A 12,966-nucleotide genomic window follows, 5' to 3' on the forward strand; every position below is an offset into this window, starting at 1 on the left:
TCAGCGGCGTCATGGTCGCGACCATGTCCACGATCTGGAAGCGCGCCTGTTTCCGGCTCAGGATACTCTTCTGGCCCGTGATCATGACCATCGGCATCGCGCCGAGCAGCGCATAGGCCGCGCCCGTGGTAAGGTTGAGCGCGCCCGGGCCAAGCGTGGACAGGCAGACCCCTGGCTGACCGGTCAGCCGGCCATGCGTCGCCGCCATGAACGCCGCCGCTTGCTCGTGGCGGGTCAGCACCAGTTCGATGGAGGATTGTCGCAGCGCCTCGACAAGGTCGAGGTTCTCTTCTCCGGGAACTCCGAAGATCCGGTCCACGCCTTCGTTCTCCAAAGCGGATACAAGCAATTCTGCGCCGTTCATGGATACACTCCTCAATCTGACCTGGGGCATCAGGCGGGACCTGTGGCCGGGCGTGACGACCCCAAGTTCGTCGGACCAGGAGAACAATTTTGCGTCCTGGACGTCGAGACCCTCGTTCTCCACAGGCACTGACTGATATTCAAACTTGCAAAATGGAGCGCTTTCCTCGTCAAGGAAAATCGGGATCCTCGAACCTGGCGCTACGACCCGCCAGCCGCAGCGCTCTTATCGGCGAATGCAGATCTGAGATGTCACTGACGTATCCCTATCAAGCGGCAACGTCCTGAAAACGATGGAGGCATCACGCCTTCAGCACATAAGTGCCGGGTGCATCGCAGAGGGCAGGGTAGCCCAGGGCCGGCGCTCCCAACATCGGCGGATCCGTGAGTTCGCCCGAATGCGAATCCAGCCAGCGGATCCATTCCGGCCACCATGAGCCCTCGAAACGAGGCGCGATCTTGATCCACGTGTCAGGATCCAGGTAGTGACCGACGGCGGACCGCGTCAGCACCTGGAAGTGTCCACCGGTTCTGTTCGGATCGGCCACGATACCGGCGTTATGCCCGCCGGTAGTGAGAAGGAATGTCACGTCGGTGTCGGCGAGCAGATGGATCTTGAACGTGGAACGCCATGGTGCCACGTGATCCCGCTCGGTGCCGACTGCAAAGATAGGGACGCGAATATCGCTGATGGCGATGGGACGACCGTCGACCTGGAAGCGTCCTTCGGCCAGGTCGTTGTTGAGGAAGAGCTGTCGCAGGTAGTCCGCATGCATGCGATAGGGCATACGTGTCGCGTCGGCGTTCCAGGCCATGATATCGTTCAGGGGCGTGCGCTCGCCCATCAGATAATGCCGAATGAGTCGCGACCAGATCAGGTCGTTCGAGCGTAGAAGCTGGAAGGCGCCGGCCATCTGCCGGGTGTCGAGATAGCCCTGGCTTCGCATCAGATCTTCGAGGAAGTGAAGTTGGCTCTCGTTGATGAACAGAGTGAGCTCGCCGGCCTCGCGGAAATCGGCCTGCGCCGCCAGGAGCGACAGCGTTGCCAAACGTTTGTCGCCATCCCGGGCCATGGCGGCTGCGGCGATGGAGAGAAGCGTACCGCCGAGACAGTACCCGACCGCATGAACTTTTTGATCGGGCACGACGGCATTCACCGCATCGAGCGCCGCCATCACTCCGAGCTTCCGGTAGTCGTCAAGGCCGAGATTGCGATCCTCTGCACTCGGGTTCTTCCAGGAGATGATGAACACCGTGAAGCCCTGGTCGGTGAGATAGCGAACCAGTGAGTTTTCGGGCGAAAGATCCAGAATGTAGTATTTCATGATCCAGGCCGGCACGATCAGGATCGGCTCCGGCCGAACCTTCTCAGTCGTCGGATTGTATTGGATCAGTTCGATAAGACTGTTGTGACAAATCACCTTTCCGGGTGTGATGGCCACGTCGCATCCGGGCTGGAAGGTCTCTGCGCCGGCCGGAGGCTTCGAGCGGACGATCCGCTCCCAATCGTCCAGGAAATTGCGAAGACCCTGAACAAGGTTCTGCCCACCCGTTTCCAGAATGCGCCGCTGCACGACGGGATTGGTTGCGATGAAATTCGACGGGGAGGCCATATCGAGGATCTGACGCATTATGAACTCGACGACCGCCTGATGCTGTTTGGTGACGCCATCGATATCGGTCGTGGCGTTGTCCCACCATTGTTGCTGCAGCAGGAAGCTTTGTTGAAAGAGATTGAATGGCCATCGCTGCCATTCCTTTTCCATAAAGCGGCGATCCTGAGGTAGCGGTTCGATGCACGGCTCACCTGTGCCGCCATCGATCGCACACCGGGAGGCGAACTGCATCAGCCGGGCCCATTTGCGAGCGCTTCTCGTGGCGAGTTCGACCTGCTTGCCCGGAGAGATGGCAAGGTGCGCGGTCCAGTCCATGAATGCGTCGACAATGGCGGCCGGCGACAGGCCTGCGGTCAGGCGCGCAAGACCGGCATGGGTGGTGTGGTCGAGGGCATCCCGGAGTTGATGGAGCTCTGCGTCGTCCCAGGATTCGAGCGAAACGGTTGGCGCCGAGATCGAGTCGCTCACTATCGTCGGATTGGCCATCAGGGCCGGCAGCGTCGTCGGTTGAGATTTGCGGCTCCCCTTGGACGTGGAGGACGTACGAGCCGGCATCTCAACCTCCCAGATTTTGGCCCTCATTCGAAGGCTGATAGCTGTCATACAGTGACAGGCGCTTTTGTTTTACACGGTGCTCGATCAAAGGATCGATTCCAATTTGGTCTAGATCATGGTCGACACCGGCAGTGCGAGCTGTCGTGTTTCAACAGGGGCGCAAAGCCCGATCATCGTTCCATCATCACGTCACAGGGCAGAACAAGTCGTGGACCGACAATAATATGTTGCTGCAGTGAATAAGTGGAAGATGCAAAAGATGGGTAAGTACAAATACTTAATTTGCCGCTTACAGCTTGTTATGCATTTCGCTCCACCATGAAAGAGGAGGTTGTGCGCAATCTTATTGTTATTTTTATCGGGTCTTGCGTTCCGGAGGGAAGGTTATGTTGGGTTTATTGTCTCAATCGCAATTTGAAATCAAGGCTAAACTTGAGGCTCTCAATAGGGTTCAAGCCGTTATTGAGTTTAATCTCGATGGGACAATCATTACGGCCAATGAGAACTTTCTCCGCACGGTCGGCTACTCTCTTCCCGAAATTCAAGGCAAACATCACAGCACGTTCGTCGAACCAGCGTTTCGCGAGACGGCTGCCTATGCCGAGTTCTGGAGGAGACTGAAGGCTGGAGAGTATCAGGCGTCGCGCTACAAGCGTCTTGGCAAGGGCGGCAAGGAGGTTTGGATCGAAGCCAGCTACAACCCTCTGCTTGGTCGCGACGGCAGGCCTTTCAAGATCGTCAAATTCGCGACGGATATTACGAAGCAGATGGAGGAGCAGGCGGAACTGAAGGGGCAGGTCGAGGCGATTGGAAAATCGCAGGCTGTGATCTCGTTCGATCTCGATGGACATATTCTCGATGCGAACGCGAATTTTCTCACGGCTGTCGGGTATACCCTTCCGGAAATTCAGGGCAAGCATCATAGCATGTTCGTGGAGCCAGGGATGCGGACCAGTCCGGAATATCTGGAGTTCTGGCGCCGGTTGAAGAATGGAGAGTTCCAGGCAGCCCAGTACAAACGGATCGGCAAGGGCAGGCGGGAGATCTGGATCGAGGCCAGCTATAATCCGATCCTCGATGCAAGCGGGCGCCCCTACAAAGTCATGAAATATGCAACCGATGTGACACAGCAGGTCAGCCTGCTGATCAATCTAAGGGGCATGATCGAGACCAACTTCGGTGAAATCGACGCTGCTGTCGGCGCTTCTACCCAGGAGGCGCGTTCCGCGAACCAGGCCGCGGCCGAAACATCCAGCAATGTTCAGATGATGGCCTCCGCCGCCGAGGAATTGGCCGCTTCGGTGCGCGAAATCGCCCAGAGCATGGCGACCTCTCGCACGGCGACCGATGTCGCGTTCGCCGAGGCTAGAAGCGCAAACGAATATACCGACAAACTTTCGTCCGCGGCAGAGGCGATGGGGGTATCATCAGCCTCATCCAGAGCATCGCCGGGCAGATCAACCTCCTGGCTCTGAATGCGACGATCGAATCCGCCCGGGCCGGCGAGGCCGGGAGAGGATTTGCGGTGGTTGCGAGCGAAGTGAAGAACCTGGCATCCCAGGCTGCGCGGGCGACCGAGCAAATCTCCACGGAAATCGATGCCGTTCGGAGCGTATCGAATGGCGTTGTCGAGGCATTGACGAAAATCCGCGACTCCGTTGAAACCATGCGAAATCACGTGATCGGAACGGCAACTGCGGTCGAAGAGCAAAGCGCAGTCACGCAAGAAATGTCGTCCAACATGCAGGATACATCTCAGGCCGTGACGCTTATCGCCACCAATATCGGGGCCATATCCGCCGCGGTTGGAAGAGTTTCGCAGGCTGTCGGAACAACGAAGGAGGCCGCGCGGGTCCTCGCCCGATAGGACGCTCTGGACGATTGAAGAGGTCGCGCATCTCGCCCTTTGATCTCTGTGTCAGAGCAGCGAGAGCGGCTTGCTTCGAGCTGCTTTGGGATAGATCAATCCGGGCCGCACAGGTGTGATATACAGGGAGGTGATCTTTCTGGTGCAGTCTTCAATTTATGAGGGAGGCTTCCTTGTCGCTCCGCCTTCATTTCTATGGTGCCGCCCGAACCGTCACAGGTTCCTGTTTCCTGCTCGAGACGGAGGCGGCCCGCGTCCTTATCGATTGCGGGATGTTCCAGGGATCCAAATCCGAGCGGGAACTCAATTATCAGCATTTCCCGTTCCGCCCGGCCGGCATCGACGCGCTCTGCCTCACCCATGCCCATATCGACCATAGCGGTCTCGTGCCGAAACTCGTGAAGGCAGGCTTCGACGGGCCGATCTATGCAACAGCCGGGACGACGAATCTGGCATCCATCATGCTCCCGGATTCCGGATATATCCAGGAGATCGAGGTCAATCAGCTCAACCGGCGCAACAGTCGCCGGGGCATGCCGACCGTTTCGCCCATCTATACGGCGGAGGATGCGCTTGCCTCTCTCGAACAATTTCGGACTGTGCCTTACGGCCATTGGCAGCCGGTTGCTCCGGGCATTCAGGCACGCTACTGGAATGCGGGCCATCTGCTGGGCTCGGCCTCCATCGAGGTCGAGGTGAAATCCGGTGACAAGGAAAAGCCGGTCCGCCTTCTGTTTTCCGGCGATATCGGGCCCGATCACAAGCTTCTGCAGCTGGATCCGGACGGGCCGCGCGATCTCGATTATGTGGTTCTCGAATCCACCTACGGCGACACGGATCGGGCCGGAACAACCATTGAGCGTCGGCGGCGAATGCTTCGCGACGAGGTCCGCGCGGCCATGCATCCGAGCGGGGCTCTCCTCATCCCGTCCTTCGCAGTGGAGCGAACGCAGGAGCTCCTCGTCGATCTGATGGAGCTGATGGAAGCGGGCGAATTGCCGGATATTCCGATTTTCATCGACTCTCCGTTGGCCTCTAAAGCCAGCGCTATCTTCAAGCAGCATGCCGGTGAGCTCAGGAACGGCTCCGATCTGGTGCAGGCCCTGGATTCGCGGTGGGTCCGCTTTACTGAGAGTGTCGAGCAGAGCAAGGCCATTGACCGCATTCACAGTTTTCACATCATCATCGCGGCAAGTGGCATGTGCGAGGCGGGCCGGATACGCCATCACCTGAAGGCATGGCTCTGGCGGGACGAGGCAACCGTGCTCTTCGTCGGGTTCCAGGCTCAAGGGACCCTCGGACGGATACTGCAGGACGGTGCCTCGAAGGTCAGGATCCACGGCGAGGAGATCAAAGTTCGCGCCCGCATGCGGACCCTGGATCTTTATTCCGGCCATGCGGATGGGCCGGAGCTGAAAGCCTGGTTGTCGGACCGGCTTCCGGTCCGACGAGGGGTCTTCCTTGTCCACGGTGAGGATCCTGCCCTGAAGGCGCTGCAATCATCTCTCGACGATCTCGGCCAGGTCCCTCATGCAACGATCCCTGAGATCGACGATGTCTATGATCTGACGGGAGAAAGAGCCGTTCGTGTCGAGCGTCGGGAGCAGCGCCTTGCTGGCACAAGTGCCGGACATCGTGATTGGCACAACGATTATGCGGAGCTGCTTCTCGAGATCGACGGCGCTCTCGAGGCGGCTGCCGACAAAAAGGCAAAGGCCGTCATCATCCGGCGCATCCGGCAGTCCTTGATGGATGAAGCGCGAGAGTAGACGATCCGGCGAAGCATATCGGGTGCGAGGAGTTGGAAATCGACGTTTCCCGCTCCTCACCCAGCGTATTATTGATTAGAATCGAAGCAGCAGAACGATCCAACTCTAAGCTTTGCCACATTGGTCAGGCCTATGAGGGACCCGCTTGGATTCGGGAGGGACAATTGCTCCACCACATCACGCTTCATCTCGCCCGCAGCAAGCAGTTCCCGGAAGGCAGTGCGCGTTATGGCTACGAGCTGACCGCGCCTCTCGATGAGGAGGGGCGGCTGGACCAAGAGGAATGGGCGCGCAAACGAGCTCTCTGCCGGGTTCGCCGCTTCTGGGCCGACGAGGGCGAGCGGCAGGGCGTTCTGGTGCATCGATCGGGCGGAGCCGGCGGAGCGACCTGGATGATCGACTACAACCAGGACCGGGCCGGCGATGAGGAGGCAGGCTATCGGCTCAACCAGCACCGTTTTGTTGAAGGCGAATACGTCACCATCCAGGATGAGGACGACAAGCCCTATACGTTCGAGGTCGTCTCGGTCCGAAATGCTGAACCGTCGCCAGCGGAAGGGCGCCGATTGTGAGGCGTCTGGCGTTCTGCTGCGTTGCCCTCGTCCTTGGATCCTCGACGATCATGGCCCAGTCCGGGCGTATTCAGCGCGGGTTGGCCTTCGCTCAGACCAACTGCGCCCAATGTCACGCCATTGGCCGTATAGGGGACAGCCCTGTTCCCGAGGCGCCGCCGTTTCGGACGCTGCATACCCGTTATCCCATCGAAGATCTGGCCGAAGCCTTCGCGGAGGGGATCACGACGGGGCATCCCTCCATGCCCCAGTTCCAGCTCGATCCGGCCCAGATCAACGATCTTATCGCCTATCTGAATTCCATTCAGGGCTAGGCTGCGCTGAGGATGTCCTTTTGCAGGCCAACCTTTCAGTAAGAGAGGAAAAGGGGCACCGGGCTATTTTTGAGCAGCGATTGTGTCGTGCCGCCCAGAAGCAACTCGCGCAGACGCGAATGCACATAGGCGCCCATGACGATCATGTCGGCGCGCGTCAGACGGACATGGTTGCGCAGCGTTTCGGCGACATCGCCATCCAAGGCAGGCAGATTTAGGACGCTTACATTGATGCCGTGCCACGTGAGATGCGGAACGATTTCCGATCCCGGCTCCGTATGGGCCAGATCCTTCTCGCTAGTGACGCTGACCAACTCGGCCTCCGAGGCGGCTCTAAATAGTGGCAGAGCGTCATTGAGCGCACGGGCTGCCTTGGCACTGCCATCCCACGCCACGACAATCCTGTTTCCCGCAAAAGCTTCTCGGCCAGGAGGCACGACGACGAGAGGACGGCCGCTCTCGGTGAGTATTGCCTCGATCAGCCCCCGATCGACGGCAAGGGAAATCGGTTCGGAATCAAGAACCGTCAGGTCATGAGTTCTGGCGAGGGAGGTGAAGCTTTTGACCAGATCGAGATAGGCCAATTGCGGCGCCTGGGTCGTACAGGCGACGCCCGATGCGGCGGCAGCGCGCTGGGATGTGTCCGCCACGGCATTCGCAAGAGCATCCAGCCGGCGGTTCTCAGCGGCGACGAGATCTTCCGCGATGCTGCTGATGAAAGCATGCGTGAGCGTCAGTTTCAGCGATGCGGCCTGGACCGTCACATGGGCGCTCGCCTCCTGGGCGAGCGAGAGTCCATAGGCCAGAGCGGAGGGTCTCTCTTCGGGATCTCCTTCCTCGGTGATGCCGATCAGGATGCTGTGGATGTTCTGGAGCATGGAGTTCTCCTTGTGGCGACACGAGATATGCGCCCTGCAACTCTGTTGTTCGGCTTCGCATCAAGGCACCAGAACGGCTGCGCCCTGCAGATGTCCTGATCGAAGATCCGCCAAAGCCACGTTGGCGGCCTCCAGCGGATAGCGCGCCGTTTGCGTTCTGATCTGCGCCCTTGGCGCGATAGACAGGAAGTCGCGGGCATCCTGTCGGGTCAGGTTCGCGACCGACAGGATCTGACGTTCCTCCCAGAGGAGTCGGTAGGGAAACTGCGGAATATCGCTCATGTGGATGCCGCAGACGACGCGCCCGCCCTTTCGCACCGCCTGGAGCGCTTGTGGCACAAGGTCGCCGACGGGCGCGAAGATGATCGCCGCATCCAGTCGCTCGGGCGGTTCCTGATTGGAGCCGCCAGCCCAGACCGCGCCGAGCGAGCGCGCGAAGTCTTGTGACGCGACATCGTCCGGGCGCGTGAAAGCGAAGACATGCCGACCTTGCCAGAGACAAATCTGGGTGACGATATGGGCCGCTGCTCCGAAGCCGAAAATGCCAATCCTTTCTCCCGGTCCGGCGGCGACGAGGGAGCGCCAGCCGATCAGCCCGGCGCAGAGCAGGGGAGCGAGAGCAACGGGATCGCCATCGTCCGGCATCTCGAAGGCGTAGGCCGCATCGGCAATTACGTAGGATGCAAACCCACCGTCACGGGTATAGCCCGTAAACAGCGGATCGTCGCAGAGGTTCTCATGGCCTGAGACGCAATAGGAGCAACGTCCGCAGGTGTGGCCAAGCCAGGGGATTCCAACACGCTCGCCGAGGACGCGATTGGTGATACCTGCTCCGAGGGCATCGACCCGTCCCACGATTTCATGGCCGGGAACGATGGGAAGCTTGGGATTGGGCAGATCTCCGTCGATGACGTGGAGGTCGGTGCGGCAAACGGCACAGGCTTCCACCGCGACGCGAATCTCATACGTGGCCGGCGAGGGCAGCGGACGCTCCTCGCAGATCAAGGGCGTGCGCGTCCTATGCAGAGTCATTGCCCGCATGGAGAAATCTTTCCGTGTCGGAGATCCAGGGCGAGCGGAGCGATACCTTTCGCTATCCGTTCAGCTGAAGGTCGCGTCGATCCGCTCCCGCAGTGTCATGAGTTCCTGGATATAAGGTGCTCGCCGTTCCCGATGCTGGTGCCAAAGGCTTGCGATCATCTCGCTTTTGCGCTCTTCGTCGGCCTCACTGTGCTTGATGGCCTCGAGGTTTTTCTCATAGGCGACATCGATGTCGGCAAGATCAGCCAGAACCGTTTGGAGTAGCGGAAGAATATCAGGTGAATAAAACCTGTCCCTGTTCGACACCTTCTGGAGATGGGAATGCTGGACATTCATGGCCATAGCTTCCTCCGGTGGTATTCTGAATCTTAGGAAAGCTTGAGCTTCCTTTGGATCGTTAACTTAAATTAAGTACATCACTTTGGTGAGGATTAGGCAGCTTGGCTTTCTAAAGGCGGGGCTTTGCCTGTATCCTGAAAAGATGGTCTGATAGCTTGACTGGATCGTCATTGATCCAAATCAAACACGCGTGTGGAATGCCCACCGTAATATTGTCCTGGCCCAAGACCAATCTGTCGAAAACGAAGGGCCGGAAGCGGAGCCCGTGGAGGCGCTCATGATCAGCTGGATCGTTCGGATATTGATGATTGCAGCCGGTGTCGTGACAAGTTGGTTTGTGGCCAAAGACGCCCCAATCTTCGGAGTGGCTCAGGTGATGGTGGCTCTCCTTCTGCTCACGTTCGTCGTCGCGGTCCTGGCTTTCTGGCCGCATCGCTGGACGATCGCCCTGAACCGCTCCCAGAAAAATCAGTGACCGGATAGACGCGGCATTCGGGAGTATAGGCCATAGCTGTTCATTGGATCTGTCTGTTCTATGGAAAAAGCTGGACTATCGCGGTGCACGTGAGGCCGTCTTTCAGGGTTTTCCTGCATCATCTTCAGGGAAGGCCCTGATCCGCTTGGAAGGAGGAGCGTGCTAAGCTGTTGTTGCGATGAGCGTCAGGCCAGCAACCGGTGCGTCCCACAGCAGTAACATCGCAGCGCGCCACCTCACTCCCTCGACATCGCGGCGGGCCCATTGGCTTCAGCACCGTGATGCGTGGGTGCCTTTCAGGAGCGTCCATCCATGTCACCGCTTCTCAATCACACCAGGAGTCTCCTTGGCTCGGCGGTTCTGGCGAGCCTCGTCGGGATCGGCGGAGTCACCACAAGTGCTTTCGCAATCACCGAGCAGGAGGCCCAGGATATCGCCGTCGAGGCCTATGTGTATTTCTATCCGATCGTCAGCTTGGATGTGACGCGCAGGCAGTTCACCAACCTCGAACCCGGCAAGGTCCCGGGCCGCGGTCCGATGAACATGTTCAACAACGTGCCGACCTATCCGCCGGGCGACGACAAGGGCGTGGTCCGCTACAATTTCGACACGCTCTACTCGTCGGCCTTCCTGGATCTCACCAAGGAGCCGATGGTGGTCTCGGTGCCGGATACGGGCGGTCGCTACTACCTGTTGCCGATGCTCGACATGTGGACGGATGTGTTCGCCTCACCGGGCTGGCGCACCACAGGAACCAAGGCCGGCGAGTATCTGATCGCGCCAGCCACCTGGCGGCCCGATCTGCGCGAGCGCTTCGACGAGTTCCGCCTGCCCGCCGGCACGCAGCGCATCGATGCCCCGACGCCGATCGTGTGGATCATCGGCCGCACCAAGACAGACGGACCGGCCGATTACGATGCGGTTCACAATATCCAGGCAGGCTACAAGATCACGCCCCTGTCCGAATGGGGGAAGACCCCGAAGGCTCCCGAGGTGAAGATCGATCCAAATATCGACATGAAGACGCCGCCAAAGGTGCAGGTCGATACGATGCCGCCGCTGAGGTACTTCGCCTATGCGGCGGACCTCCTGAAGCTCGCCGGCCCCCATCTGACCGATGAGCCGATCATCGCGCGCATGAAGCAGATCGGTATCGAGGCGGGCAAGAGCTTTGACGCCGAGAAGATCGATCCGGTCGTCAGAAAGGCGCTCGAGGCCGCGCCGGAGACCGCTCAGAAGCTCATGGAATGGAAGGTCAGGACGCTCGCCCGTGTCACGAATGGCTGGTCCATGAACACGGACACGATGGGCGTCTACGGCAATTATTATCTCAAGCGGGCCATCGTTTCGCAGCTCGGGCTCGGAGCCAATCTGCCGGAGGACGCAATCTATCCCATGAACCTCGCCGACGACACGGGCCGGCCGCTCGACGGTGCGAACAAGTACACGCTCCACTTCGAGAAGGGCCAGACCCCGCCGGCCGCGGCCTTCTGGTCGCTGACGCTCTACGACAGCGAAGGCTTCCAGGTGCCGAACAGCCTCAACCGCTTCGCCCTGAGCAGCTGGATGCCGCTCAAGTACAATGGGGATGGCTCTCTGGACCTGTACTTGCAGAACGAAAGTCCCGGACAGGGCAAGGAGGCCAACTGGCTTCCCGCGCCGAAAGGACCGTTCAACGTAATGCTGCGGCTCTACGCTCCCCGGTCGGACGCCCTGACCGGCAAGTGGAACCCGCCGCCCGTGACGAAGCTCGAAACCACATCGAGCATCACCGCGCAGTGAAAGGCCGTTGAGAGCGCCGGAGCTTCGGCTCCGGCGCGGCCTTGAGAAGTTTTGGATCGGGTCAACCCAGGAAGCAAAAGGTCGCCGGAAGGTCCGGCTTCAGACCTCTCGGAGATCTTTAGCGCAATCGGAATCAGGCGGCGCGACTGACCCGCTGTCCCGCCTGCTTCGCCTGGAGCGTCGCGGTCCGCGTCGCTTCGTCGGCCACCTGAATCGTAAGTTCGGCAATGCGCCGGCTGTTGTCGACGGTCTGCTCCAGGTTGTCCCGGATGAGAGAGCTTTGAACCGCAACAAGGTCGTTTACGGATCGGCAGCGGGCGAGGGCGTTCCACCCCTCGAGATTCGTTTGCAGGCGTTTCTGACTTAACTCGAACCATTCCCGTGAGACGTCTTGGAAGCCTCGCACCAGGACCGTATTGGATTGGGCCATGGCCTTGAATTTCTCTGATGCCTCTTCGGCGAGTCCGCGAGATTCCCCACCAGAGCGACTGAACATCTGCATTGCTTGACCTGTCGAGCTTCGGGCCAATTCAGAGAACGCTCCGAAGCTGTTCTCCACGACCTGTTGCATCGCCTGGGCGATGCTTTGCGCGTTCTTCGTTCCTGCGCGCACGGTATCGGCAAGGTCGCCGGCCACGCTTTGGACCGTTTCGATCTGCTCACGGGTGCGCTGGGCTTCAGACCGCTTCGTTTCGTCAATCGCTGCCACTGCATTCTCCACTTTCTCGACGACCGCTTCCGCCTCGTCTTCACTCAGAACCTTGAGCACGGCTGGAAGCAGTTCCTTCCTGTCATCCCGAATATGCTGCTGGAACACTGTTCTCAGCTCGGCCACCTTGCTGAGAAACGCGCCGCTGTCCTTGGGCATGCGCTCCAGGTCCGTCAGAAGCGCAGCGGTTTCCTCATTGTCGTCGATAGCCTGCCGCACAAGATCCTCCATCTCATGCCGGCGAAGGACCGGCAGGAGATGCTGCTCCTGAAGAGCTGCTAAAAGTTTCAGCTCTTCCCTCAGATCTGCGAACAGGCGCTCGCGGGTTTTGACGGCGCTGTCGGAGGTTGCGAGAAGTTTGTCGAAGAGTTCGCGTGCCCGGTCAGGCGGCGCATGAGTGATTTTTCGCGTGGTCATCAGTTGCTCTCGAGGTTCAGATAGGACATGGTTCAGCATCGAGCGAAGACGTTCCGACGCTGAAAGGTGAAGGGATTCTGCCTAGTGCTGAAGGCCTAACGGCCAGGGCGCAAAGAGGTTCGGCCGTCTCCAGAGGACGAAATGGTCCTGTGTTGCGAGATCCAGGTTCGCGTCTTTTTCCAGAAGTACGATTTGAGCTTCGATGGCTTTGAGTTCCCGCTCGAGCTTGGCTGTGCGCCGAGGCTCAGAGGAAGTGGGCTTTCTTTTTC

At 59.4% G+C, this 12,966-nt stretch carries 11 protein-coding genes and 1 pseudogene; 6 read left to right on the forward strand and 6 right to left on the reverse strand.

Annotated elements, in window-relative coordinates; translation table 11 throughout:
• On the reverse strand, window positions 1-364 hold a 364-nt coding region (locus tag ACS5Q1_RS07240), incomplete at its 3' end, for a thiamine pyrophosphate-binding protein (protein ID WP_473097529.1).
• A gap of 301 nt (window positions 365-665) precedes the next feature.
• Window positions 666-2,534 (reverse strand): PHA/PHB synthase family protein, encoded by a 1,869-nt coding sequence (locus ACS5Q1_RS07245; RefSeq protein ID WP_473097530.1) that lies wholly within the window; start codon window positions 2,532-2,534, stop codon window positions 666-668.
• Window positions 2,535-2,920: 386 nt separating this feature from the next.
• Here ACS5Q1_RS07245 and ACS5Q1_RS07250 point away from each other — a divergent pair.
• The 4 genes and pseudogenes from ACS5Q1_RS07250 to ACS5Q1_RS07265 all read left to right on the forward strand — a co-directional run bounded on the left by ACS5Q1_RS07250 (window position 2,921) and on the right by ACS5Q1_RS07265 (window position 7,056).
• A pseudogene (locus ACS5Q1_RS07250) lies at window positions 2,921-4,401 on the forward strand (methyl-accepting chemotaxis protein).
• 158 nt (window positions 4,402-4,559) lie between these two features.
• Window positions 4,560-6,170 (forward strand): MBL fold metallo-hydrolase, encoded by a 1,611-nt coding sequence (locus tag ACS5Q1_RS07255; protein WP_473097531.1) that lies wholly within the window; start codon window positions 4,560-4,562, stop codon window positions 6,168-6,170.
• Between the two features lie 164 nt (window positions 6,171-6,334).
• A complete protein-coding gene (locus tag ACS5Q1_RS07260; RefSeq protein ID WP_203439671.1) occupies window positions 6,335-6,742 on the forward strand; it encodes a hypothetical protein in 408 nt (135 codons plus the stop codon).
• A 50-nt stretch (window positions 6,743-6,792) separates the two neighbouring features.
• A complete protein-coding gene (locus ACS5Q1_RS07265; RefSeq protein ID WP_473097532.1) occupies window positions 6,793-7,056 on the forward strand; it encodes a c-type cytochrome in 264 nt (87 codons plus the stop codon).
• A gap of 35 nt (window positions 7,057-7,091) precedes the next feature.
• On the opposite strand, the gene ACS5Q1_RS07270 is transcribed toward ACS5Q1_RS07265, so the two are convergent.
• Genes ACS5Q1_RS07270 through ACS5Q1_RS07280 form a run of 3 tightly spaced genes read right to left on the reverse strand, consistent with a single transcriptional unit; the run spans window position 7,092 to window position 9,317 of the window.
• Window positions 7,092-7,934, reverse strand: coding sequence for a universal stress protein (locus ACS5Q1_RS07270; protein WP_473097533.1), 843 nt, complete (start codon window positions 7,932-7,934; stop codon window positions 7,092-7,094).
• A gap of 60 nt (window positions 7,935-7,994) precedes the next feature.
• On the reverse strand, window positions 7,995-8,975 hold the full coding sequence (locus tag ACS5Q1_RS07275) for a zinc-dependent alcohol dehydrogenase family protein (RefSeq protein WP_473097534.1): 981 nt from the start codon (window positions 8,973-8,975) through the stop codon (window positions 7,995-7,997).
• A gap of 60 nt (window positions 8,976-9,035) precedes the next feature.
• Window positions 9,036-9,317, reverse strand: a complete 282-nt coding sequence (locus tag ACS5Q1_RS07280; RefSeq protein ID WP_473097535.1) for a hypothetical protein — start codon at window positions 9,315-9,317, stop codon at window positions 9,036-9,038.
• 274 nt (window positions 9,318-9,591) lie between these two features.
• Between ACS5Q1_RS07280 and ACS5Q1_RS07285 the strand changes: the two genes are divergently transcribed.
• Both ACS5Q1_RS07285 and ACS5Q1_RS07290 read left to right on the forward strand, forming a co-directional pair.
• The gene (locus ACS5Q1_RS07285) at window positions 9,592-9,789 is read left to right on the forward strand and encodes a hypothetical protein (RefSeq protein ID WP_473097536.1); all 198 of its coding nucleotides are present in this window, start codon (window positions 9,592-9,594) and stop codon (window positions 9,787-9,789) included.
• A 312-nt stretch (window positions 9,790-10,101) separates the two neighbouring features.
• Complete coding sequence (locus ACS5Q1_RS07290; RefSeq protein WP_473097537.1) at window positions 10,102-11,571, forward strand: DUF1254 domain-containing protein; 1,470 nt, start codon at window positions 10,102-10,104, stop codon at window positions 11,569-11,571.
• Between the two features lie 133 nt (window positions 11,572-11,704).
• On the opposite strand, the gene ACS5Q1_RS07295 is transcribed toward ACS5Q1_RS07290, so the two are convergent.
• Window positions 11,705-12,697, reverse strand: coding sequence for a phasin family protein (locus ACS5Q1_RS07295; protein WP_473097538.1), 993 nt, complete (start codon window positions 12,695-12,697; stop codon window positions 11,705-11,707).
• Between the last annotated feature and the right edge of the window lie 269 nt (window positions 12,698-12,966).

The organism is Microvirga sp. GN3 (genome assembly GCF_055792825.1).